Origin of the sequence: Pseudomonas sp. NPDC087342 (assembly GCF_044744265.1) — a bacterium.
GTDB lineage: Bacteria > Pseudomonadota > Gammaproteobacteria > Pseudomonadales > Pseudomonadaceae > Aquipseudomonas > Aquipseudomonas nunensis.
This window is the reverse complement of record NZ_JBIUXZ010000004.1, coordinates 224,831-248,225: the sequence shown is the minus strand read 5'-3', so window position 1 is coordinate 248,225 and position 23,395 is coordinate 224,831. Positions and strand designations below refer to the sequence as shown.

The window sequence follows — 23,395 nt, the reverse complement described above, 5'->3', positions numbered from 1 at the left end:
CAATGATGTCGCCGATGGAGTTGTCGGAGTTGGCCGAGATGGTGCCGACCTGAGCGATTGCCTTGGTGTCAGCGCAAGGCTTGGACAGGGCTTTCAGCTCTTTGACGATAGCGATGGTCGCTTTGTCGATGCCGCGCTTCAGGTCCATCGGGTTCATGCCGGCAGCGACGGCTTTCAGGCCTTCGTTGACGATCGATTGAGCCAGAACGGTAGCGGTGGTGGTGCCATCGCCTGCGTCATCGTTGGCACGGGAGGCAACGTCTTTGACCAGCTGCGCGCCCATGTTTTCGAAACGGTCTTTCAGTTCGATTTCTTTGGCTACGGAAACGCCGTCCTTGGTGATGGTCGGAGCGCCGAAGCTCTTCTCGATGATCACGTTACGGCCTTTAGGGCCCAGGGTCGCTTTTAATGCGTCAGCCAGGACGTTTACACCGGCGAGCATTTTCTTGCGGGCGGAGTCGCCGAATTTAACTTCTTTAGCAGCCATGATCGATATTCCTTAAATACTTTGTAGTAGCGGGAAAATGAGCGGGGAATCAGCCTTCGATAACAGCGAGAATCTCGTTCTCAGCCATTACCAGCAGGTCTTCGCCGTCAACTTTCACAGTGTTGCTGCCGGAGTACGGGCCGAACACAACCTTGTCACCCACTTTTACGGCCAGTGCACGCACTTCACCGTTTTCCAGCACACGGCCGGTACCGACAGCGAGGATCTCGCCGCTGTTGGCTTTTTCAGCAGCCGAACCTGGCAGGACGATACCGCCAGCGGTTTTCTTTTCTTCTTCGCTGCGACGGATGACGACGCGGTCATGCAGAGGACGAAGCTTCATTGTCGATCTCTCCTAATTGTGGTTTTCATCGGCCGGTGTATTCCCGGCGGGTTTAACAAATCCGGCGGTGCCGGGTGCGGTTCGTCAAGCGAACCGCGGAAGTCTGTCTGGCATGATCGCCAGAAACCTTGCGGTGACCGTTACATAAGGGCGCATAAGCTTATTACAAGGGCGAGCAAGCAAATTTTTTCATGTTGCTACCCGCAAACGAACACGGCACCCGAAGGTGCCGTGCAGCTGAAACGCTTTACTTGGGATCGTGGTGTTCGAACTCGCCTTCGATCACGTTCGGCTCGCGGCCCAACGGTTGCTGGCGTGGGGCAGGACCGCCGCGCGATTGCAGGTCATCGGCGAATGCACGCTGACGGATCGCCTGTTCTTCGGCGCGCTGGCGCATCTTGTTCGCCAGCAGACGGCGAGAGATCGGCATCAGCATGATCAGGCCCAGCACGTCAGTGACGAAGCCCGGCAGAATCAACAGACCGCCCGCCAGTGCCAGCATCAAGCCTTCGAGCATGGTCTGGGCCGGCAACTCGCCGCGATTCAGGCTTTCACGGGCCCGCAGTGCAGTAGCCAGACCGGCGATGCGCAGCACGAACACGCCGAGCATCGAGCCGAGAATGATCAGCAGCAGGGCCGGGAAAAACCCGATGGCCCCACTGACCTTGACGAATACGAACAGCTCCAACACCGGAAACAGTACAAAGAGCAATAAAAAAGGGCGCATCAAATGGTTCCTCAACGCAAGAATGCCTTGCCAGTGTTCCTTAGATGACGTCGCCATATCGTGAATTCAAGCGTCGGCCACTTCATTTTTTGGCCAATGCTCGGCGTGAGCCAGGAAAACCAAGGCTTCGCGCACTTGTGTCGGCGTATTACATGGGGCTTGAAACGGCAGCCAGTACAGCGCCTGGCCAATACGCAGGTGCATGCCTTCGGTGTCGATACCGGCCAGTTGCGCCGGTTCGGTTTTTGGCAGACCGGCCAGCTCGACGTAGTGGGCGATGGCTTTGGTGTGGTCGGCATTCATGTGCTCGACCATGCTCACTTCGGTTTTGCCGGCGAACGGGTTGGCCAGGGTCAGTTGATCGACCCAGTGAATCGCGCCGAAGCCGCCGATGTAGCGGTGACGCACGGGCTTGAGCATCCAGAAATCGAAATCATGCGCCTTGTGGTAGTCCTGCGAATCCGGGAAGTAGCGGTAGTAACGCTCGGCGGCCGCATCGACAGCGGCGGCGTCTTCAATCTTCTCAGCTTCAGCCAGATAGGTCAGGCGACCAACGGCTTGCACGTCTTCGGCACCGCGCTCGCCCACGAACAGTGAGCATTTAGGATCTTTTTGCAGGTTGTGGGTGTGCTGGGCGATGCGGCTGATCAGGATCAGCGGCCGGCCCTGCTCGTCCAGGCAGTACGGAACCACCGAACCGAAAGGGAAACCGGGCATGGCCTTGGAGTGCGTCGAAAGCACTCCGCGGTATTCCTTGAGAAGCAATTCTCGGGCATTCTTGGCCGCTTCAACGCTCAATTTATGACTCCTTATATAGAATCCGTCGAAAAAACGGACAGGCGCCTGGGGATATGTATCCAGTACGCCATCGGGGCAGTTCTCATGTGCAACCAGGCCACATCAGGTGCAGATCGAGAGGCCCTCTACAAGGAACCACTCTCCGACCTGCTTTTGGGGCATGCGAATGCAACTCACTGACAAAGTAATCATTATCACTGGCGGTTGCCAGGGTTTAGGCCGTTCGATGGCCGAGTATTTCGCCGGCAAGGGCGCGAAACTGGCGCTGGTCGATCTGAACCAGGAAAAGCTCGATGACACCGTCGCCGCGTGCAAGGCCAAGGGCGTCGAAGCCCGCGCCTACCTGTGCAACGTCGCCAATGAAGAGCAAGTGACGCACATGGTTGCCCAGGTCGCCGAAGACTTTGGTGCAATCCACGGCTTGATCAACAATGCCGGGATCTTGCGCGACGGGCTGTTGTTGAAGGTCAAGGACGGCGAAATGACCAAGATGAGCCTGGCCCAATGGCAGGCGGTGATCGACGTCAACCTGACCGGCGTATTCCTGTGCACCCGTGAAGTCGCGGCGAAAATGGTCGAGCTGAAAAACAGCGGCGCGATCATCAATATCTCGTCGATCTCGCGCGCCGGCAACGTCGGTCAGACCAACTACTCCGCCGCCAAGGCTGGCGTCGCAGCGGCGACCGTGACCTGGGCCAAGGAATTGGCGCGCTACGGCATTCGCGTGGCGGGCATCGCGCCGGGCTTTATCGAAACCGAGATGACGCTGGGCATGAAGCCGGAAGCGCTGGAGAAAATGACCGCCGGGATTCCGCTCAAGCGCATGGGCAAGCCGGATGAGATCGCCCATTCGGCGGCCTACATTTTCGAGAACGACTACTACACCGGCCGGATTCTGGAGATGGATGGCGGGTTGCGGATCTAAAGCAAGATCAAGAGATCGCAGCCTCGTTTGCCGTAGCAGCTGCCGAGGCACGAGGCTGCGTTGCGTGTCCGCAGGACCGCCCTCTGAGGCTCCCTCGGGGGCCGCTGCACAGCCCAACGCAGCCTCGTGCCTCGGCAGCTGCTACAGGCGACTTGATCAATCGTCGCTGACGGTGATATTCGGCATCGCCGGTGTTGCCGCTTCCTGCAACACAATCCGCGCGCCGACATGGCGGGCCAGTTCCTGATAAACCAGCGCAATCGGGCTGTCCGGCTCGGCGATTACTGTTGGCTTGCCGCCATCGGCCTGTTCGCGGATGGCCATCGCCAACGGCAACGACGCCAGCAGTTCAAAGCCATATTGAGTGGCCAGTTTCACCCCACCGCCCTCACCGAACAGATGCTCGGCATGCCCGCAGTTGGAGCAGATGTGCACGGCCATGTTTTCCACTACGCCGAGCACCGGAATGTTGACCTTGCGGAACATTTCCACGCCTTTGCGTGCGTCGAGCAAGGCCAGGTCCTGCGGGGTGGTGACGATCACGGCGCCAGCCACCGGGACTTTCTGGGCCAGGGTCAACTGGATGTCGCCGGTGCCTGGCGGCATGTCGATGACCAGGTAATCGAGATCGCCCCACGCGGTTTGTGTCACCAGTTGCAACAAGGCGCCGGAAACCATCGGACCGCGCCAGACCATCGGCGTGTTGTCGTCGGTCAGGAACGCCATGGACATCACTTCAACGCCATGGGACTCGATTGGCACGAACCACTTCTGATCCTTGACCTTCGGTCGGGTGCCTTCGGGAATGCCGAACATGATGCCTTGGCTCGGACCGTAGATGTCGGCGTCGAGAATCCCGACCTTGGCACCTTCACGGGCCAGCGCCAGCGCCAGGTTGGCAGCGGTGGTGGACTTGCCCACGCCACCCTTGCCCGAAGCTACGGCGACAACGTTCTTGACGTTGGCCAGGCCCGGAATCTGTGCCTGAGCCTTATGCGCGGCGATCACGCTGGTGATGTCGACGCGGGCACTGCTCACGCCGTCGAGGTTCTGGATGGCCATTTCCAACATCTGAGCCCAGCCACTTTTGAACAGGCCGGCGGCGTAACCGAGTTCCAGCTGGACGCTGACGCGATCACCCTGGATGTCGATGTTGCGCACGCACCCGGCGCTGACCGGGTCCTGGTTCAGGTAAGGGTCGGTGTATTGGCGAAGGACGGCTTCCACCGCTGCGCGATTGACGGCGCTCATGGGCAACTCCGATAACAAGACTGGAAAATCAGGCGGGTATCGTACCTGTTCTACAGGCCGGACGGCATGCTTTCAGGATGTGACAATTATCCGGTGGCCACACGCATTCTGTAGCAGCTGGCGAAGCCTGCGTTCGGCTGCGCAGCAGTCGCAGAACCAGAAAATTCGAATTACCTGAAACACCGTGGGGCCGATTTTACGACTGCTTCGCAGCCGAACGCAGGCTTCGCCAGCTGCTACAAAGGACCGTGATGGCCTGTGCCGGGGGTGAAAAATATGCGCCAGCGCTTTATAGTGGCCGACCTCCGTTTCATCAAGTAGCCGAGCCCCATGTCCGAGCCACGCAAGATCCTCGTCACCAGCGCCCTGCCCTATGCCAATGGTTCGATCCATCTTGGCCACATGCTGGAATACATCCAGACCGACATGTGGGTGCGCTTCCAGAAGCACCGCGGCAATCAATGCATTTATGTCTGCGCCGACGACGCTCACGGCTCGGCCATCATGCTGCGCGCGGAAAAGGAAGGCATCACCCCGGAACAACTGATCGCCAACGTCCAGGCTGAACACAGCGCCGACTTTGCCGACTTCCTGGTGGACTTCGACAATTTCCACTCCACTCACGCCGAAGAAAACCGTGAGCTGTCGAGCCAGATCTACCTGAAGCTGCGCGACGCCGGGCACATTGCCCAGCGCTCGATCACGCAGTACTTCGACCCGGAAAAGAAAATGTTCCTGGCCGACCGCTTCATCAAGGGCACCTGCCCGAAATGCGGCACTGAAGACCAGTACGGCGACAACTGCGAAAAATGCGGTGCGACCTACGCCCCAACCGACCTGAAGGATCCGAAGTCGGCAATCTCTGGCGCCACCCCGGTGCTCAAGGATTCCCAGCACTTCTTCTTCAAACTGCCGGACTTTCAGGAAATGCTTCAGGCCTGGACCCGCAGCGGCACCCTGCAAGACGCCGTGGCGAACAAGATCGCCGAGTGGCTGGACGCCGGCCTGCAACAGTGGGACATCTCCCGTGATGCGCCGTACTTCGGTTTCGAGATCCCGGGCGAGCCAGGCAAGTATTTCTACGTGTGGCTGGACGCGCCGATCGGCTACATGGCCAGCTTCAAGAACCTGTGCGCCCGTCGTCCGGACCTGGATTTCGACGCATTCTGGGCCAAGGATTCGACCGCCGAGCTGTACCACTTCATCGGCAAGGACATCGTCAACTTCCACGCGCTGTTCTGGCCGGCGATGCTCGAAGGCGCGGGTTTCCGCAAGCCGACCGGCATCAACGTGCACGGCTACCTGACCGTCAACGGTCAGAAAATGTCCAAGTCCCGTGGCACCTTCGTCAAGGCCCGGACCTACCTGGATCATCTGTCGCCGGAATACCTGCGTTACTACTACGCGGCCAAGCTGGGCCGTGGCGTCGACGACCTCGACCTGAACCTTGAAGACTTCGTGCAGAAGGTCAACTCCGACCTGGTGGGCAAAGTTGTCAACATCGCCAGCCGTTGCGCCGGTTTCATCCAGAAAGGCAACGCCGGTGTGCTGGTGGCGGGTAACGCCGCGCCGGAACTGACCGACGCGTTCCTGGCCGCCGCGCCAAGCATCGCCGACGCCTACGAGGCGCGTGACTTCGCTCGCGCCATGCGCGAAATCATGGGCCTGGCCGACCGCGCCAACGCCTGGATCGCCGACAAGGCCCCGTGGTCGCTGAACAAACAGGAAGGCAAGCACGACGAAGTCCAGGCCATCTGTGCCTTGGGCATCAACCTGTTCCGCCAACTGGTGATCTTCCTCAAACCGGTACTGCCTCTGCTGGCCGCCGACGCCGAGGCGTTCCTGAATGTCGCCCCGCTGACCTGGAACGACCACGCCACGCTGCTGAGCAATCATCAGTTGAACGAGTTCAAACCGTTGATGACTCGCATCGACCCGGTAAAAGTCCAAGCCATGACCGACGCCTCGAAAGAAGACCTGACCGCCAGCGCCACCGATACCGGTGAAACGGCACCCGCCGGCAACGGTGAACTGGTCAAGGAACCGCTGTCGCCGGAAATCGAGTTCGATGCGTTTGCTGCCGTCGACCTGCGGGTTGCGCTGATCCTCAAGGCCGAAGCCGTGGAAGGCGCCGACAAGCTGTTGCGCCTGACCCTGGACATCGGTGACGAGCAACGCAACGTGCTTTCCGGGATCAAGAGCGCTTACCCGGATCCGTCCAAGCTCGAAGGTCGCCTGACCATGATGATCGCCAACCTCAAGCCGCGCAAAATGAAGTTCGGGATTTCCGAAGGCATGGTGATGGCGGCCGGTCCTGGCGGTGAAGAAATCTACCTGCTGAGCCCCGACAGCGGCGCCAAGCCGGGTCAGCGCATCAAGTAAGTATTTTGCTGAACAAATCCCACAGTCGTGCCTGGCGTGACTGTGGGATTTTCATGTCTGGCCCATAATTACTCTCAGCGCTCACCTCGTCGTGTGGGTACGGACAATCATGACCGAACTGCTCTTTACGCTTATCAGCGCCGCCCTGATCAACAACCTCGTGTTGCAGTGGCCGCTGGGCGTCGATCCGCTGGTGGGTTCGGAGCAAAGGCAGGTCCACGCACTGGGCATTGCTACGGCGAGCCTGATGCTGATCGTTGGTATGCTCGGTTATGCGCTCTACCATTGGTTACTCGTGCCACTGGGGCTGACGAGCCTGCGCCTGTTCGTGTTCCTGCCATTGAGCGTTCTGCTGATCGCCTCGCTGCTGCAGCTGCTGTCGCGATTACTGCCAAAATTTTCGTTCGAGGGCCTCTGGCCGTTGCTGCTGGGCAATGCCGGCGTGCTCGGACTGACCTTGCTCAACGCCCGGGACGACCAGGGATTTTTCCACGCCACAGCCCTGAGCCTTGGCGCGGGGCTGGGTTTCTGGCTGGTATTGAGCCTGTTCAATGACTTGCACCAACGCACACGTGACAACGATGTTCCCCTGCCCTTTCGTGGCTTGCCGATCCAGTTGATCGGCGCCGGACTGATCGCAGTGGCCTTTCTCGGATTCAGTGGACTGATCAAAACATGAGTCTGATTCAACGCATCGACGCCCTCCTGCCCCAGACCCAATGCGGCAAGTGTGGCCACCCTGGATGCAAGCCCTACGCCGAAGGCATTGCCAGCGGCGAGTCGATCAACAAATGCCCGCCGGGCGGCAGCGAAACCATCGCCGCCCTCGCCGAACTGCTGAAAGTGCCGGTGCTGGAACTGGACATCAGTCGCGGTCCGGCACCGGCGCAGATCGCCTACATTCGCGAAGCCGAATGCATTGGCTGCACCAAGTGCATCCAGGCTTGCCCGGTGGACGCCATCGTTGGTGCGGCGAAACTGATGCACACCGTGATCGTCGATGAATGCACCGGTTGCGACCTGTGCGTGGCGCCGTGCCCGGTGGACTGCATCGAAATGCACCCGTTACCGCTGGCCACGGTGCTGCCGATTGTCGGCGGCCTGGCGTTCAGCCTTGAGGAACAACGGGCCCGAGCCACCAAGCGCAATCGGGCACGGCGTCGGTTCGAACAGCGCAACGCCCGACTGCAACGTGAAGAACAGCAGAAAGTCGCTGAGCGCCTGGCCCGCGCCCAACGTGCTGCGCAACCCAGCGAAGTGACGCTCAATCCGGTGCAAGCCGCCCTTGAGCGAGTCCGTGCGCAGAAAACCGCGACCGCTGATGCGGCGCTGAAAAAAGCCAAGATCGACGTGGCGATGAGTCGCGCGCAATTGAACAAATCACTGAAGGCGTTCGGGCATCCGCCGACTTTCGAGCAACAATCGCAATTGATCGTGCTGCAACAGCAATTCGAAGCGGCCGAACAAGCTCTGGCGCAACTGGAAAGCAGCGCACCGCCTGCTCCGGCACCGGTTGCCCCGGCAAAAGATGCAGAGCTGAAACGGGCAAAAATCCAGTTGGCCATGCGTCGCGCCGAACTAAAAAAAGCGCAAACCAGTGAAGCACCGGCACAGCAGATCGAAGCGTTGGAGCAAGCGTTGAAAGACGCCGAACAGGTCTTGCACGATGCGGAAGCCGTCAGCGATCAACCGTTGCCTGATTTGCAGCGCGTCGAAAAACGTCCGATCGACAAGCAGCTTCGACAGCTGAAAACCGAATTGGCCTACGCCCGCGCCGACGTCAGCAAACTGCAGCGACAACCCGATACGTCTGCCGAGTTGATGGACAAAGCCCGCGCCCGACTGCTGGAAGCCGAACGTCTGGTGGAGGCTTATGTCGCCCCTTGAATCGGTAGACGAACGCCTTCAGCAGGCCATGAAGCTGGTATTGCTGGCCACCGTGCCGGGGATGCTGGCGTTGTTTTGGCTGTACGGCTGGGGCGTATTGATCAACCTGATTCTGACCGCGATAACGGCGCTGGCGGTGGAAGCCGCCGTACTGAAGCTGCGCCAACGTGCGATCCAGCCGACCTTGAGCGACGGCAGTGCGTTGGTCACCGCGACGTTGCTGGCGTTGGCGTTGCCGCCCTATTGCCCGTGGTGGCTGACGGTCAGTGCGGCGGCCGCCGCGATGCTGTTCGGGAAACACCTGTATGGCGGCGTCGGCAAGAACCCGTTCAACCCGGCCATGCTTGGTTTCGCCCTGGTGCTGGTGAGCTTTCCCCAGCCGATGACGCATTGGCCGTCATCCCATGGCATGGACCTGCTCGGCGGTCTGCAACAGATCTTCGGCTTCAGTTTCAGCCAGACGCCGGATGCCTGGGTCCAGGCTACGGCACTGGACAGCCTGCGCATCAACAAAAGCCTGACCATGGATGAGTTGTTCGCCGGCAATTCGGCGTTCGGCCATTTCGGCGGGCGCGGGGTGGAATGGGTCAACCTGGCGTTTCTGGCTGGCGGCGCCTTTTTGCTGCAGCAACGGGTATTCAGTTGGCATGCGCCGGTGGGCATGCTCGCCAGCCTGTTCATCATCAGCCTGCTGTGCTGGAACGGCTCAGGCTCGGATTCCCATGGTTCGCCGTTGTTTCATCTGCTGACTGGCGCGAGCATGCTTGGCGCTTTCTTTATCGTCACGGAGCCGGTGTCCGGCGCCAAAAGCCCTGGCGCCCGGCTGATGTTCGGCGCGGGTGTGGGACTGCTGACTTACCTGATTCGCACTTGGGGCGGTTACCCGGATGGCGTGGCGTTTGCCGTGTTGCTGATGAATCTCTGCGTACCGGCGCTGGAGCGGTTTATCGCCGGCCGCCAGGAGCGAAGCGCACCATGAACCGGCCGACCAGCGTTGTGACATTGGTTTTATTGGCCGGCCTGGGAATTGGCGCGACCTACCTTGTTAAACACACCAGTGCCGAGCGCATTGCCACCGAACAACGGCTGATCGACAGTCGCACGCTGCTGGATATGTTGCCGCCCGAGAGCTACGACAATCAGCCGCTGGAAAAGCCACTGGTCCTCGACAATACCTCGCTGAGCAACAGCACATTGCTGAAGGGCTACCTGGCAACCAAGGCCGGCCAACCCAGCGCCGTGTTGCTGCGCAGCCAGACTGTGGGTTACACCAGCAGCATCGAGTTGCTGATTGCCATCGACGCCAACGGCAAACTGCTCGGCGTCAAAACCCTCAAGCAGGCGGAAACCCCGGGCCTGGGCGGTCGTCTCGCCGACTGGCCGAACGCCTGGCTGCACCTTTTCACCGGCAAGTCGCGCACCGACCCCGCTGACAATGGCTGGGCGCTGAAAAAGGATCAGGGACAATTCGATCAAATGGCCGGGGCGACCACCACCTCAAGAGCGGTGATCAACGCCATTCACGATGCATTGCGCTACTTTGATGAGCATCGGCAACAGCTGATCGGGAGCAGCGCCCATGAATAAGGCCTCCGTGCAGAACTCGCTGATGCTGGCGCCACTGATCGGCGCCACTGACTCCCTGATGACCGCCGTGGGTTTGTGGTTGATGTTTGTGGTGGTGATTGCCATCTATGGCACGGGAATAGCGCCCCTACGCACCCGACTTGCGCCTTGGGCATGCTTACCTGCCAGCGTTCTGCTGGCAGCCGCGCTGACCAGTTGCGCCGAGCTCGCCGGGCAAGCCTGGTCGCTGCAATGGCAGCAACACCTGGGGCTGTATGCCGGACTGATTGCCTTGCAATGCGTCGTATTGGACAGCAATGAATTTTTCCAGAGCCCTTGGCGTGATCGCTTGCGCCTGTGTGGCCTGTTCGGCGCGCTGATGATGACCATGGGTTTGCTGCGTGAACTCGTCGGTATCGGCACTGTTGGCGCGCATCTGTCCTGGCTGGTCGGCGGGCTGGATTGGCCCGGCTGGGTGCTGACCGCCGACGGTGGCTTGCACCTGGCCACACTGGTCCCCGGTGGATTTATTCTGCTGGGGCTGCTGATCGCTGCGAAACAGGCTTGGCTTCGCCCCTCAAATTGACCGCTTTCGAGGAAACGCATCACCCATGAATGCCGCAAAACGTTACGAAATCTTTCGCAGGTTGCACGAAGACAACCCGGAACCGAAGACCGAACTGGCCTATTCCTCTGCGTTTGAATTGCTGATCGCGGTGATTCTTTCGGCGCAGTCCACCGATGTCGGCGTCAACAAGGCCACGGCGAAGCTGTATCCGGTGGCCAACACCCCCGCCGCGATTTATGCCTTGGGGGTCGAAGGGCTGACGGAGTACATCAAGACCATCGGCCTGTTCAACAGCAAGGCCAAGAACGTGATCGAGACCTGTCGCCTGCTGGTGGAAAAACACGGCGGCGAAGTGCCTCAGACCCGTGAGGAGCTGGAGGCCTTGCCCGGCGTCGGCCGCAAGACCGCCAACGTGGTGCTCAATACCGCATTCCGTCAACTGACCATGGCCGTGGACACCCATATCTTCCGGGTCAGCAACCGTACCGGGATTGCTCCCGGCAAGAATGTGGTCGAGGTGGAAAACAAGCTGATGAAATTCGTGCCCAAGGAGTTTCTGCTCGATTCGCATCACTGGCTGATCCTCCACGGACGCTACGTTTGCCTGGCCCGCAAGCCCCGCTGCGGCAGTTGCCGAATCGAGGACTTGTGCGAATACAAGCAAAAGACCTCCGACGATTGAGGCGCTATTAGAATTATTGATTCACCGATTGAAAAAATCTTTTTTACCCGCCGGGAGAATGTCGATATAAGGAGCGCCAAAGGCAGTCTTAGCCTGGAGTAACAAAATGAGCACTGGCAAAGAGCAATTGGACGTAGAAGACGACTTCACCCCCGTTGAAGCCGATGACGCTGAACCGGTGGTTGAAGTGGCAAAAACCAACCTGAGCAAGCGCCGCACCATCGACAATCTGCTGGAGGAGCGCCGACTGCAGAAGCAATTGGCCGATTACGATTTTGATCTATGACACCTGAAAGCCTCCCGAAACGGAGGCTTTTTACTGTGTGCCGTCATACCAGGCCATTGCGCTGGGCCAGTTCGATCAAGTCCACCAGCGAGCGAGCATTGAGCTTCAACAACAACCGGGTCTTGTAAGTACTGACCGTCTTGTTGCTGAGAAACATCCCATCGGCAATTTCCTTGTTTGTCTTTCCACGGGCCAGTTGTTGCAACACCATCATTTCCCGCCCCGACAAACGATCCACCATATCGGCTTCACTGGCATTGCCAAGACTGGAGCGAACGGTATGCAAGGCTTGATTGGGGAAGTAACTGTAGCCTGACAATACCGCCTTGATAGCGCTAAGCAATTCAGTCAGGTCCTGTTGTTTGCAAACATAACCGGCAGCCCCCGATTGCATGCAACGCATTGAAAAGTGTCCCGGCGCCTGGGAAGTCAGCACTAGCACTTTCAACGGCAGCGCGACCGATGTCAGACGCGCGATGACTTCCAGCCCATCCAGTTTCGGTATACCAATATCCAGAATGACAATATCCGGCATATGTTCGCGGGCTAGTTGCAATGCATCCACACCATTGTCTGTTTCTGCGATGACTTCGTAGCCATGACGTTCCATTAGCAAACGCACCGCAAGACGAATGACAGGGTGATCATCCACGATCAGCACTTTATTCATGGGCAAGTCCAATTTTCGCTGTTCGAATTTTTAGAGCCCGCACAATAGCCTAGTCGTTTCACCCGTGGCATGTCGTACCCCCCGGGCACCCACACCGAGAGACATTCCCTACAAGCAACAAGGATGATTCCTACAAAAAAACCTAAAATATAATGAGGCTGAAACTATGAAATCTTAAGAACGCCTGACTTCAGGTGCATTTTTATGTATCGGCTTACAACCAACACCGCGCAGAACCGACCACCCCGCAACACCTCCCGCGTTCTTTGCCTACAGGCCAATGCTGAAAAGTAACGGACATTGTCACCTTCAAAAGCCACCCCAGAATACAAGCTCTAATACCGGTTTGTCGGCAGAAGGCCTTGTGTAACTCATGACATAAACTTTTGAAACAAGAACACCCAACATATAACAACAACGAGAACTACATTTAATCTATATAGTCATTCTTATTACGCTGAACGATTCACCCTCAATAGCGACCATCAAATCTGAAACCGCCTATTGCCAGTTACTTTATCCACACGAGAAAAGCCATTATTCCACGAGTGTAAAACATGAAAAGACTCAAAAGAAGGATCTCGAATCCGATGACCATTATTGCGATATTTGCAGCAATCTCCGAAACCTCTGCCGCTGTCTCCCTGCCGTTTCTCGATAACGACGAACGGGAAATCTACGTCTGGTTTTTAATCAGCTTTCCATTTTACTTACTCTTTCTTTTTTTCCTCACGCTCAACTTCAACTATCGATCGCTTTACGCCCCCTCTGACTTTGATAAAGACAAGTCCTTTATAAAAACCAGTGATAACGCCGAGCGCCCGGCCACCCCCGGCTTTTCGACCAGGGCGAAGAGGTTTCGTCACTGGTTCTGGAGTGCGCAGGGCCCGCCGACCCCGATCCATCTGCACACAGGCATCCGCGAGCAGCACAGCGTCTATCTGCCGGGGCGATTGAAAGGATTGAGCATCGTCGATACTCGCGGGATGGACACTCAGGCGGGCTACACCACCTTGATGGAGAAAATCCGCAAACCACACAGTCATCCCATAAAGGTGATCGTGTTTCTTGCTTGCAGCGAGTCTGAGAAGTTACTGAAGGAAGGCGCACTCAAGCATTCAAAGCTGAAAAGGAAAGGCACACGCGAACCCTTTTGCATTGTTTACAACTTGAGCTCACAGGGCGTGACGGTGCTGGATCAGATGCTTGATGAGTGATCAGGAATGTATTGCTGAATGGATCGTAAAGAGCTGTGGCCCTGTCAATGACAGGGCCACAGCTTCATTTGCTACGGCAAAGGTCTCAGAACAGCTTGCGACCCTTGTTGGCAGCAATACGCATGCGCAAGGCGTTGAGCTTGATGAAGCCCGCCGCATCGGCCTGGTTGTAGGCGCCGCCGTCTTCTTCGAAGGTCGCGATGTTGGCATCGAACAACGATTCGTCGGACTTGCGGCCGGTGACGATCACGTTGCCTTTGTACAGCTTCAGGCGAACCACACCGTTTACGTGAGCCTGGGAAGCGTCGATCATCTGTTGCAGCATCAGACGCTCAGGGCTCCACCAGTAACCGGTGTAGATCAGGCTGGCGTATTTCGGCATCAGCTCGTCTTTGAGGTGAGCCACTTCGCGGTCCAGGGTGATCGATTCGATCGCACGGTGAGCGCGCAGCATGATGGTGCCGCCAGGGGTTTCATAGCAGCCACGGGACTTCATGCCCACGTAGCGGTTCTCGACGATGTCGAGACGGCCGATACCGTGTTCGCCACCGATACGGTTCAGGGTCGCCAGCACGGTGGCCGGGGTCATTTCGACGCCGTCCAGCGCGACGATGTCGCCGTTGCGGTAGGTCAGTTCGAGGTACTGCGCCTTGTCTGGAGCCTTCTCCGGGGAGACGGTCCATTTCCACATGTCTTCTTCGTGCTCGGTCCAGGTGTCTTCCAGCACGCCGCCTTCATAGGAGATGTGCAGCAGGTTGGCATCCATCGAGTACGGGGATTTTTTCTTGCCGTGGCGCTCGATCGGGATGTTGTGCTTTTCAGCGTAATCCATCAGCTTTTCACGGGAGAGCAGGTCCCACTCGCGCCAAGGGGCGATCACTTTCACGCCTGGCTTGAGTGCGTAGGCGCCCAGTTCGAAACGCACCTGGTCGTTGCCTTTGCCGGTCGCGCCGTGGGAAATGGCGTCAGCGCCGGTTTCGTTCGCGATTTCGATCAGGCGTTTGGCAATCAACGGACGAGCGATGGAAGTACCCAGCAGGTACTCACCTTCGTAAACGGTGTTGGCACGGAACATCGGGAACACGAAATCACGCACGAACTCTTCGCGCAGATCGTCGATGTAGATTTCTTTTACGCCCATGGCCTGAGCCTTGGCGCGGGCCGGTTCGACCTCTTCGCCCTGACCCAGGTCAGCGGTGAAGGTCACTACTTCACAGTTATAAGTATCCTGCAGCCACTTGAGGATCACCGAAGTGTCCAGGCCGCCGGAATACGCCAGAACGACCTTGTTTACGTCCGCCATGCCATCACTCCACGGGGTTTACGGAAAGCCGTGAAGTCTACCGCTCATACGGAATAATTTACAGTACCGCGACAGCTTATGACGACGAAGCGACAGATTCTTACGAGAGCGCGACGATGACCGCCGAGTCAGGATGTAGCCGCAGCGCCAGCGGATGCGGTGGCCGGAGTTGTCGGTTTCTCGGTCGGAGCAACCCGTTCAAGACGCACCGCGACCCGGCGATTCTTGGCCCGGTTGGTCGCATTGGTATTCGGCGCCAGCGGGTAGCGTTCACCGTGGAAACGCATGGTGATCTGCGATTCCTGGATGCCATTGGCCTTGAAGAAGTCCATCACTGCCAATGCGCGGCGGCGTGACAGTTCGCGGTTGGTCAGGCGATTGCCGCTGTTGTCGGAGTGACCGTCGAGTTCGATGTGATTAACCGTCGGATCGGCTTTCATAAACTCCAGCATGACCTGCAGCTTGGCCTTGGCCTGCGGATCCAGATCGACACCTTCGCCGGGGAAACCGACTTCGGACTGCTTCACCTGCTCGAAATTCTGCGGCAACAGCTTGGCCACACAGCCCTGATAATCATTGAAAGCCTTGTTGAACTTGACCGGCAGCAAGCGAACTTCAGACACCCGGCCATCGCCGGACGCGCGTCGGATCACCGGACTGCGACCGTCCATCAAGCCACTGATCAGGCGCCCGGCCTGCACTTGTGAGCTGTTGAACAACACGTTGCCGCTGCCGATGTTCACCGACCCCAGATTGATGTCGCCACGTCCCGGTTGCCATGGCGCAGCCGCCGCCAGCAAGGTCGCGGAGCCACCGCCGATCACCGAGTTGTAGGCTTTGAGACGAAAAATCGCCTGCTCACCCGCACGACGCACAAACTCGCCGGAACCGAAATCGGTAATCGGCTGGGCCAGTCGGCATTCGAATTTATCCCCTTCGACCGTCCACTCAATGCTCTCCAGACGGGTCTGGAAAGTGAGCGCCATCGCGGGAAGGCTGGCAAACACACTGAGCAAGGCTAAATAACGCTGGCGCACGGGAGGCTCCACTGGCTTCTACAACAAAAAGACCGACACATACGTTTACGGCATACCTATTGGATATCGGAAGCTTGCTGCAAAACTTGATAGCGAGTGCCTGAGAGAGTCTTTTCCGGTAGCATTCCCCTCAGTTTGACCCGCCTGGAATCCCCTCATGTCCGACCGCCTGACCCTGCTGCGTCCCGACGACTGGCATATTCATCTTCGCGATGGTGCTGTTTTGTCCAATACCGTTGCGGATGTCGCGCGCACCTTAGCTCGCGCCATCATCATGCCCAACCTGGTACCTCAGCAGCGCAACGCCGCTGAAGCCGACGGCTATCGCCAGCGGATTCTCGCTGCACGCCCGGCCGGCAGTCGTTTCGAACCGCTGATGGTGCTGTACCTGACCGACCGCACCCAGCCCGAAGAAATTCGTGAAGCCAAGGCCAGCGGTTTCGTTCACGCCGCCAAGCTGTACCCGGCCGGCGCCACCACCAACTCGGATTCTGGCGTCACCAGCATCGACAAGATTTTCCCGGCGATCGAGGCCATGGCCGAAGTCGGGATGCCGTTGTTGATCCACGGTGAAGTCACCCGTGGCGATGTCGACGTGTTCGATCGCGAAAAAATCTTCATCGATGAGCACATGCGCCGTGTGGTCGAGCGTTTCCCGACGCTCAAAGTGGTGTTCGAACACATCACCACCGCCGATGCCGTGCAGTTCGTCAACGCGGCTCCGGCCAATGTCGGCGCGACCATCACTGCTCATCACCTGCTGTACAACCGCAACCACATGCTGGTGGGCGGGATTCGGCCGCACTTCTACTGCCTGCCGATTCTCAAGCGCAACACGCACCAGGAAGCCCTGCTCGACGCCGCCACCAGCGGCAGCGAGAAGTTCTTCCTCGGCACCGACTCGGCGCCGCATGCCCAGCATGCCAAAGAAGCCGCTTGCGGCTGTGCCGGTTGCTACACCGCTTATGCTGCGATCGAGATGTACGCCGAGGCCTTCGAACAGCGCAACGCGCTGGACAAGCTCGAAGCCTTCGCCAGCCTCAACGGCCCGCGCTTCTACGGCCTGCCGGTGAACACCGATCGCATTACCCTGGTCCGCGAAGAGTGGACCGCCCCAACCAGCCTGCCATTTGGCGAGCTGACCGTAATCCCGCTGCGCGCCGGTGAAAAACTGCGCTGGCGCCTGCTGGAGGAACACGCGTGAGTGAAGACCATTTCGACGACGAACAGGACGGTCAAGGCGGTGGAGGCGGTCCTCGTCATCCAATGGCTGCCAGATTCCGTGGCTACCTGCCGGTTGTCGTCGACGTAGAAACCGGTGGTTTCAACTCGGCCACCGACGCCCTGCTGGAGATTGCCGCGACCACCATCGCCATGGATGAAAAAGGGTTTGTTTACCCCGATCACACCTACTTCTTTCGCGTAGAACCGTTTGAAGGCGCGAACATCGAAGCGGCCGCCCTGGAATTCACCGGGATCAAGCTCGATCACCCGCTGCGCATGGCCGTGAGTGAAGAAACTGCCCTGACCGATATCTTCCGCGGCATCCGCAAGGCTCTGAAAGCCAACGGTTGCAAACGGGCGATCCTGGTCGGGCACAACAGCAGCTTCGACCTGGGCTTCCTCAACGCCGCTGTCGCGCGCCTGGACATGAAACGCAACCCGTTTCATCCGTTCTCCAGTTTCGACACTGCAACCCTCGCCGGTCTGGCCTACGGTCAAACCGTATTGGCCAAGGCCTGCCAGGCAGCCGATATCGACTTTGACGGTCGCGAGGCTCACTCGGCTCGCTACGACACCGAGAAGACCGCCGAGTTGTTCTGCGGCATCGTCAATCGCTGGAAACAAATGGGCGGCTGGGAAGACTTCAACGACTGATCCGGTCGAACGGTTTTATCCCGCCCACAAAAAAACCGGCCTCGCGGCCGGTTTTTTTATGCCTGACGCTTGGGCTTACAGCGCCGCAGCGTGCTCGGTCAGGTAAGCCGCAACACCTTCGGTGGAAGCGGTCATGCCTTTGTCGCCTTTTTTCCAGTTGGCAGGGCAAACTTCGCCGTGCTCTTCGTGGAATTGCAGTGCGTCGACCAGACGGATCAGCTCTTCCATGTTACGGCCCAGTGGCAGGTCGTTGATGATCTGCGAACGGACAACGCCTTTGTCGTCGATCAGGAATGCACCACGGAATGCAACGCCGTCAGCGGACTGAACGTCGTAGGCTTTCATGATTTCCTGCTTGATGTCAGCAGCCATGGTGTAGCGAACCTGGCCAATACCGCCATTGTTCACCGGGGTGTTGCGCCATGCGTTGTGGGTGAAATGCGAGTCGATCGACACGGCAACCACTTCAACGTTGCGCGCCTTGAAGTCAGCCATGCGGTTGTCCAGAGCGATCAGCTCGGACGGGCAAACGAAGGTGAAGTCCAGTGGGTAGAAGAACACCAGGCCGTATTTGCCTTTGATAGCCGACGACAGGGTGAAGCTGTCTACGATCTCGCCGTTGCCGAGTACAGCCGGTACGGTGAAGTCTGGAGCTTGTTTGCCTACGAGTACGCTCATTGAATATCTCCTGGTCTATTAACGTGAAGAACTGGATTCGCATCAGCCTGCCACCCTCAGGCGACAGCCCTGTGACACGATCCCCTTCGCAAGGACCGACCATCATACACGGCGTTTTTGAGCTGTCCTTAACGGATTTTCAGCGGCGCGTTAAATTCGGACTGTTACGGTTACTGTCGTAATGCCATGTCGAAAACCGTTCGTCAGCCATCGGCGCTTATAACGCGAAGCTTTCAGAAAGCACTTTGACAATCATTCTCGTTAACATTAAGATCCATCGCAATTGAGTCACAACCAGCGACGGTTCTCACTTATGTATGTCTGCCTCTGCACTGGCGTCACCGACGGTCAAATCCGCGATGCAATCTATGAAGGTTGCTGCAGCTATAAAGAAGTCCGTCAGGCCACCGGCGTAGCTAGCCAATGCGGTAAATGCGCCTGCCTTGCCAAGGAAGTGGTGCGCGAAACCCTGACCAAGCTGCAAACCGCCCAGGCCGCGATTCCATTTCCTGTTGAATTTACTGCCGCATAATTACCGTATTTCAAAGAACCGGACTAATGTCCGGTTTTTTTATGCCCGCAAATCAATCGCTTAGGCTCAAGACGCGGAACACAAACATTCTTATTCCGATTAATTTTCATATAACTTTCAATAACTTAGGTTTGACACTCTTAATTACGCGGCTCAAACTCTGCCTTATAGTCAGTTAATACAGGGCAGGACCCCATCATGAAAGGCGACATTACAGTCATCCAGCATCTCAACAAGATCCTTGCCAATGAGCTGGTCGCGATCAATCAATACTTTCTGCATGCGCGCATGTACGAAGATTGGGGTCTGAACAAGCTCGGCAAGCACGAATACCACGAATCGATCGACGAGATGAAACACGCGGACAAGCTGATCAAGCGCATCCTGTTCCTTGAAGGCCTGCCGAACGTCCAGGACCTGGGCAAGCTGCAGATCGGCGAACACACTCAGGAAATGCTTGAGTGCGACCTGCGTATCGAACGCACCGGCCACGCGGACCTCAAGGTCGCGATCGCGCATTGCGAAACCGTCGGCGACTTCGGCAGCCGTGAACTGCTTGAAGATATCCTTGAATCCGAAGAAGAACATATCGACTGGCTGGAAACCCAACTGGGCCTGATCGATAAAGTCGGTCTTGAGAACTACCTGCAATCGCAGATGGGCGAAGAGTAAATTAGCGTTCGCTAAACTCGAGCCACTAAAAAGCCCCGCCCTCTTGTGAGGTGCGGGGCTTTTTTATGCCTGATTTGTAGGAGCGATGCTTGCTCGCGAAGAACGATGACACGGTTTATCAGTAATACCGAGTTATCGATCTTCGCGGGCAAGCCTCGCTCCTACAGGAAGCTGTTCGGGTCGCTCCCCGTAGGGAACGCCGGATCAGGCTTCGGTCTTGGCGGCAGCTGCTTTTTCAACAGCCGCTTTGATCGTGGCCTGCAACGAACCGTCAGCAGCCATTTCGGTCATGATGTCGCTACCGCCGACCAGCTCACCACCAACCCACAGTTGCGGGAAGGTTGGCCAGTTGGCGTATTTTGGCAGGTTGGCGCGAATTTCCGGGTTCTGCAGGATGTCCACGTACGCGAACTTCTCGCCACACGCCATAACGGACTGCGCGGCTTTCGCGGAGAAGCCACACTGTGGGGCATTCGGCGAGCCTTTCATGTAAAGCAGAATGGTGTTGTTAGCAATCTGCTCTTTAATCGTTTCGATGATATCCATGGAGCACCTCGGCTGAACTTTCCGACTCAAGGGTCGGCACGGTGGCGCATTGTAACGGAAACCCGAGCGCCATGCTCGGTCTCCCCGACAGACTCGATCAAGCCGCCGCCACGGTCACCGGCACGCCGTTCAACGCCGCATTCCCCGACAACTCGTCGAGCTGACATTCGTCCGTCAGGTCATTGGCGCTGGACCCCGGCTGACTGCTGGCGATCGTCATCTGCACACCCGGTCGAGCATGGCCCCAACCGTGCGGAAGACTGACCACGCCTTTCATCATATCCAGACTGCCAAGCACTTCAACTTCGATCACGCCGACCCGGGAACTGACCCGCACCCGCTGCCCGTCGTTGAGCCCACGGCTGGCCAGATCTTCCGGATGCATCAACAACTGATGCCGTGGCTTGCCCTTCACCAGACGGTGATAGTTGTGCATCCACGAGTTGTTACTGCGCACATGCCGGCGGCCAATCATCAACAACTCATCGGCGGCCGGGGCCTGCAATGCGGCAAAACGCGCCAGGTCTGCGAGGATCTCCGCCGGTGCAGCCTGGACACGCTGGTTCGGCGTCTTGAGCCGTGGCACCAGGTTGGATTTGAGTGCGCCCAGATCAACACCATGAGGATGATCGAACAGGGTCGCCAGCGACAGTTTGTGCTCGGAAGCATCGCCATACAGCCCCATGCGCAAACCACGGTCGATCATCTGCGCCGGAGCGATGGTCGGTTTGAGCTCCTTGCCGGTCTTCGCCGCAAACGCTTGGGCCAGACCGACGAAGATTTCCCAGTCGTGCAACGCGCCTTCCGGCTTGGCCAGGATTGCCCGGTTGAAGCGTGAGACATTGCGCACGGCAAACATGTTGAACGTGGTGTCGTAGTGATCGTTTTCCAGGGCCGAGGTGGACGGCAGGATCAGGTCGGCGTAACGCGTGGTTTCATTAATGTACAAGTCGATACTGACCATAAACTCCAGGCCATCCAGCGCTTGCTCGAGTTGCCGGCCGTTCGGCGTGGACAGCACCGGATTGCCCGCCACGGTGATCAGCGCCCGCACCTGCCCTTCCCCGCCGGTGAGCATTTCTTCGGCCAGCGCCGACACCGGCAATTCGCCGCTGTATTCCGGCCGCCCGGAGACCCGGCTCTGCCACCGATTGAAATGCCCGCCCGAGGTGGACGCCACCAGATCCACCGCCGGCTCAGTGCACAGCGCACCGCCCACGCGGTCGAGATTGCCGGTGACCAGGTTGATCAACTGCACGACCCAATGACACAACGTGCCGAAGGCCTGGGTCGAGACGCCCATGCGCCCGTAGCACACCGCCGTCGGCGCCGCCGCAAAGTCCCGGGCCAGTTGCCGGATCTGTTCGGCGGGCACTGCACACAACGGGCTCATCACTTCAGCAGTGAAACCCGCGACCGCCTCACGCACCTCATCCAGACCGTCCACCGGCAGATGACTGTCGCGAGTCAAACCTTCAGCGAACAAGGTATTGAGCAGCCCGAACAACAGCGCCGCATCGCCGCCAGGACGCACGAACAGATGCTGATCGGCAATCGCTGCCGTTTCACTGCGGCGCGGATCGACTACCACCACTTTACCGCCACGGGCCTGAATCGCTTTCAGGCGTTTCTCGACATCCGGCACGGTCATGATACTGCCGTTGGACGCCAGCGGATTACCGCCTAGGATCAGCATGAAATCGGTGTGATCAATGTCCGGGATCGGCAACAGCAAGCCGTGCCCGTACATCAAATGGCTGGTCAGATGATGGGGCAACTGATCGACCGAGGTCGCGGAAAACCGGTTGCGGGTTTTCAGCAACCCGAGAAAATAATTGCTGTGGGTCATCAACCCATAGTTGTGCACGCTGGGATTGCCTTGATAGACCGCCACCGCATTCTGCCCGTGACGCTCCTGAATCCCTGCCAGGCGTTCGGCTACAAGATTGAAGGCGTCTTCCCACGCGATGGGTTGCCATTCGCTGCCCACGCGCTGCATCGGCTGATGCAGCCGATCCGGATCGTTCTGGATGTCTTGCAGGGCCACAGCCTTGGGGCAGATGTGCCCGCGACTGAACGTATCCTGCGGATCACCTTTGATCGACGTGATCTGCACCCGGCCTTCGGCCTCGGTGGTTTCGATGGTCAGGCCGCAAATGGCCTCGCACAGGTGGCAGGCACGGTGATGGAGAGTCTTGGTCATGGCCAGTCTCTGTCTTGTTCTGGGCGGGCAATGTATGCCACGGGAGCAAAACTATGGCGCGCGAACCGCCGCTGCGCCAGCGACGTTCGTCTTGTGAATCGGCGGCCATCAGGCCAGCCGATGGCGGTGCGCATTCAGTTCGGCGGCAACCGGGGCGGCGCCTGCAGCTGGATCTCCTGAATGGTTTCGATCTGCTCATGGGCGACATGCACGCCAGTGAGCTCGCCGATCAGCCGCCAGTGCTCATCAAGCCCGGCACTGATAGTGGCCATGCGGTCGATCATCCGTCGACCGGCGGCCTTGGTCACTTCGTCGTCGCTGCGCATCAACTCGAAAGACATCGAGGTCATGGATGCGGTGAGATGGGTCAGGGAGCGGGCCGTGAGGCCGAGTAATTCCATTAACTGCTGTTCTTTCGATTCCATTCCGGAGGCTTCCTGCATCGTCGTGAGGTAGTTATAACCCAGCACTTTGCATTAGCAAATGTTTCAGACCAGACACACTACCCAAGCGCATCGATAGAACCCCCGAATCAATCTGCAATCGCATCATCCTTGAAATTCTTCACACCGATAAATGCGCCAACAATGGCCCCCACCACTGCGCTCGGAACGCCGGGGTAGATCGTATTCGCGATAATCGCAAAGCCCATGACGGTAGACAGCACGGCCATGTCAAACGCCGGAGACACGCGACGCAGGCGTGTCAGACCAATGTTTCCAGTTTTGTTGATCGGCATCTGGGGCACGCCCTCCTT

At 58.2% G+C, this 23,395-nt stretch carries 27 protein-coding genes; 14 read left to right on the top strand and 13 right to left on the bottom strand.

Annotated features, from left to right (window positions below; genetic code table 11):
* The 4 genes from ACIOYV_RS13535 to ACIOYV_RS13520 all read right to left on the bottom strand — a co-directional run.
* Positions 1 to 487 (bottom strand): TCP-1/cpn60 chaperonin family protein (locus tag ACIOYV_RS13535; RefSeq protein WP_401324296.1); only part of this gene is annotated, 487 nt, incomplete at its 3' end.
* 49 nt (positions 488 to 536) lie between these two features.
* The gene (locus tag ACIOYV_RS13530) at positions 537 to 830 is read right to left on the bottom strand and encodes a co-chaperone GroES (protein ID WP_054045166.1); all 294 of its coding nucleotides are present in this window, start codon (positions 828 to 830) and stop codon (positions 537 to 539) included.
* Between the two features lie 247 nt (positions 831 to 1,077).
* Positions 1,078 to 1,557 (bottom strand): FxsA family protein, encoded by a 480-nt coding sequence (locus ACIOYV_RS13525; protein ID WP_054045168.1) that lies wholly within the window; start codon positions 1,555 to 1,557, stop codon positions 1,078 to 1,080.
* A 66-nt stretch (positions 1,558 to 1,623) separates the two neighbouring features.
* Positions 1,624 to 2,355 (bottom strand): HugZ family protein, encoded by a 732-nt coding sequence (locus ACIOYV_RS13520; protein WP_401324295.1) that lies wholly within the window; start codon positions 2,353 to 2,355, stop codon positions 1,624 to 1,626.
* Positions 2,356 to 2,521: 166 nt separating this feature from the next.
* Between ACIOYV_RS13520 and ACIOYV_RS13515 the strand changes: the two genes are divergently transcribed.
* Positions 2,522 to 3,280: an SDR family oxidoreductase gene (locus ACIOYV_RS13515; RefSeq protein ID WP_054045171.1), complete on the top strand. Its 759-nt coding sequence runs from the start codon at positions 2,522 to 2,524 to the stop codon at positions 3,278 to 3,280.
* A 156-nt stretch (positions 3,281 to 3,436) separates the two neighbouring features.
* Here the strand turns inward: ACIOYV_RS13515 and apbC are convergent, their stop codons facing one another.
* The gene (gene apbC / locus ACIOYV_RS13510; RefSeq protein WP_401324293.1) at positions 3,437 to 4,531 is read right to left on the bottom strand and encodes an iron-sulfur cluster carrier protein ApbC; all 1,095 of its coding nucleotides are present in this window, start codon (positions 4,529 to 4,531) and stop codon (positions 3,437 to 3,439) included.
* Between the two features lie 330 nt (positions 4,532 to 4,861).
* Here apbC and metG point away from each other — a divergent pair, with 330 nt between their 5' ends.
* The 8 genes from metG (at position 4,862) to ACIOYV_RS13470 (ending at position 11,902) form a co-directional block, all read left to right on the top strand.
* Positions 4,862 to 6,913: a methionine--tRNA ligase gene (gene metG, locus ACIOYV_RS13505; protein WP_163912425.1), complete on the top strand. Its 2,052-nt coding sequence runs from the start codon at positions 4,862 to 4,864 to the stop codon at positions 6,911 to 6,913.
* A gap of 109 nt (positions 6,914 to 7,022) precedes the next feature.
* Entirely contained in the window at positions 7,023 to 7,592 is a 570-nt protein-coding gene (locus ACIOYV_RS13500; RefSeq protein ID WP_401324291.1) for an Rnf-Nqr domain containing protein, read from the top strand.
* Entirely contained in the window at positions 7,589 to 8,800 is a 1,212-nt protein-coding gene (gene rsxB, locus ACIOYV_RS13495; protein ID WP_401324289.1) for an electron transport complex subunit RsxB, read from the top strand. Before ACIOYV_RS13500 ends, rsxB begins: the two co-directional genes overlap by 4 nt.
* A complete protein-coding gene (locus tag ACIOYV_RS13490; RefSeq protein ID WP_401324287.1) occupies positions 8,787 to 9,779 on the top strand; it encodes an RnfABCDGE type electron transport complex subunit D in 993 nt (330 codons plus the stop codon). Before rsxB ends, ACIOYV_RS13490 begins: the two co-directional genes overlap by 14 nt.
* On the top strand, positions 9,776 to 10,387 hold the full coding sequence (locus ACIOYV_RS13485; protein ID WP_401324285.1) for an RnfABCDGE type electron transport complex subunit G: 612 nt from the start codon (positions 9,776 to 9,778) through the stop codon (positions 10,385 to 10,387). The genes ACIOYV_RS13490 and ACIOYV_RS13485 overlap by 4 nt, the downstream gene beginning before the upstream one ends.
* Positions 10,380 to 10,952 (top strand): Rnf-Nqr domain containing protein, encoded by a 573-nt coding sequence (locus tag ACIOYV_RS13480; protein WP_401324283.1) that lies wholly within the window; start codon positions 10,380 to 10,382, stop codon positions 10,950 to 10,952. The genes ACIOYV_RS13485 and ACIOYV_RS13480 overlap by 8 nt, the downstream gene beginning before the upstream one ends.
* Before the next feature lie 25 nt (positions 10,953 to 10,977).
* Complete coding sequence (nth, locus tag ACIOYV_RS13475) at positions 10,978 to 11,616, top strand: endonuclease III (protein ID WP_054613670.1); 639 nt, start codon at positions 10,978 to 10,980, stop codon at positions 11,614 to 11,616.
* A gap of 106 nt (positions 11,617 to 11,722) precedes the next feature.
* A complete protein-coding gene (locus tag ACIOYV_RS13470) occupies positions 11,723 to 11,902 on the top strand; it encodes a PA3496 family putative envelope integrity protein (RefSeq protein WP_007898493.1) in 180 nt (59 codons plus the stop codon).
* Positions 11,903 to 11,945: 43 nt separating this feature from the next.
* On the opposite strand, the gene ACIOYV_RS13465 is transcribed toward ACIOYV_RS13470, so the two are convergent.
* Positions 11,946 to 12,572, bottom strand: coding sequence for a response regulator transcription factor (locus ACIOYV_RS13465; RefSeq protein ID WP_054045186.1), 627 nt, complete (start codon positions 12,570 to 12,572; stop codon positions 11,946 to 11,948).
* Between the two features lie 557 nt (positions 12,573 to 13,129).
* On the opposite strand from ACIOYV_RS13465, the gene ACIOYV_RS13460 reads away from it, so the two are divergent.
* The gene (locus tag ACIOYV_RS13460; RefSeq protein WP_401324280.1) at positions 13,130 to 13,789 is read left to right on the top strand and encodes a hypothetical protein; all 660 of its coding nucleotides are present in this window, start codon (positions 13,130 to 13,132) and stop codon (positions 13,787 to 13,789) included.
* Positions 13,790 to 13,874: 85 nt separating this feature from the next.
* On the opposite strand, the gene ACIOYV_RS13455 is transcribed toward ACIOYV_RS13460, so the two are convergent.
* Positions 13,875 to 15,092 carry an argininosuccinate synthase gene (locus ACIOYV_RS13455; protein WP_007898502.1) on the bottom strand — a complete coding sequence of 406 codons (1,218 nt, stop codon included), beginning with the start codon at positions 15,090 to 15,092 and terminating at the stop codon, positions 13,875 to 13,877.
* A gap of 128 nt (positions 15,093 to 15,220) precedes the next feature.
* Positions 15,221 to 16,129 carry an OmpA family protein gene (locus ACIOYV_RS13450; RefSeq protein WP_290023478.1) on the bottom strand — a complete coding sequence of 303 codons (909 nt, stop codon included), beginning with the start codon at positions 16,127 to 16,129 and terminating at the stop codon, positions 15,221 to 15,223.
* A 157-nt stretch (positions 16,130 to 16,286) separates the two neighbouring features.
* Between ACIOYV_RS13450 and pyrC the strand changes: the two genes are divergently transcribed.
* Both pyrC and rnt read left to right on the top strand, forming a co-directional pair.
* Positions 16,287 to 17,333, top strand: a complete 1,047-nt coding sequence (pyrC, locus tag ACIOYV_RS13445) for a dihydroorotase (RefSeq protein ID WP_401324278.1) — start codon at positions 16,287 to 16,289, stop codon at positions 17,331 to 17,333.
* Positions 17,330 to 18,007 carry a ribonuclease T gene (gene rnt, locus ACIOYV_RS13440; protein WP_054045196.1) on the top strand — a complete coding sequence of 226 codons (678 nt, stop codon included), beginning with the start codon at positions 17,330 to 17,332 and terminating at the stop codon, positions 18,005 to 18,007. The genes pyrC and rnt overlap by 4 nt, the downstream gene beginning before the upstream one ends.
* 75 nt (positions 18,008 to 18,082) lie before the next feature.
* On the opposite strand, the gene ACIOYV_RS13435 is transcribed toward rnt, so the two are convergent.
* Complete coding sequence (locus ACIOYV_RS13435; RefSeq protein ID WP_054045198.1) at positions 18,083 to 18,685, bottom strand: peroxiredoxin; 603 nt, start codon at positions 18,683 to 18,685, stop codon at positions 18,083 to 18,085.
* 313 nt (positions 18,686 to 18,998) lie between these two features.
* Here ACIOYV_RS13435 and ACIOYV_RS13430 point away from each other — a divergent pair, with 313 nt between their 5' ends.
* Positions 18,999 to 19,217: a bacterioferritin-associated ferredoxin gene (locus ACIOYV_RS13430; protein ID WP_008057530.1), complete on the top strand. Its 219-nt coding sequence runs from the start codon at positions 18,999 to 19,001 to the stop codon at positions 19,215 to 19,217.
* Between the two features lie 198 nt (positions 19,218 to 19,415).
* Positions 19,416 to 19,889: a bacterioferritin gene (bfr, locus tag ACIOYV_RS13425; RefSeq protein WP_017340571.1), complete on the top strand. Its 474-nt coding sequence runs from the start codon at positions 19,416 to 19,418 to the stop codon at positions 19,887 to 19,889.
* A gap of 204 nt (positions 19,890 to 20,093) precedes the next feature.
* Here the strand turns inward: bfr and grxD are convergent, their stop codons facing one another.
* The 4 genes from grxD to ACIOYV_RS13405 form a co-directional block, all read right to left on the bottom strand.
* A complete protein-coding gene (gene grxD, locus ACIOYV_RS13420; protein ID WP_054045200.1) occupies positions 20,094 to 20,435 on the bottom strand; it encodes a Grx4 family monothiol glutaredoxin in 342 nt (113 codons plus the stop codon).
* A gap of 97 nt (positions 20,436 to 20,532) precedes the next feature.
* Positions 20,533 to 22,638: a molybdopterin oxidoreductase family protein gene (locus ACIOYV_RS13415; RefSeq protein WP_401324274.1), complete on the bottom strand. Its 2,106-nt coding sequence runs from the start codon at positions 22,636 to 22,638 to the stop codon at positions 20,533 to 20,535.
* 134 nt (positions 22,639 to 22,772) lie between these two features.
* The gene (locus tag ACIOYV_RS13410; protein WP_054045204.1) at positions 22,773 to 23,063 is read right to left on the bottom strand and encodes a hypothetical protein; all 291 of its coding nucleotides are present in this window, start codon (positions 23,061 to 23,063) and stop codon (positions 22,773 to 22,775) included.
* A 107-nt stretch (positions 23,064 to 23,170) separates the two neighbouring features.
* Entirely contained in the window at positions 23,171 to 23,377 is a 207-nt protein-coding gene (locus tag ACIOYV_RS13405) for a hypothetical protein (RefSeq protein WP_054613667.1), read from the bottom strand.
* Positions 23,378 to 23,395: the final 18 nt, after the last annotated feature.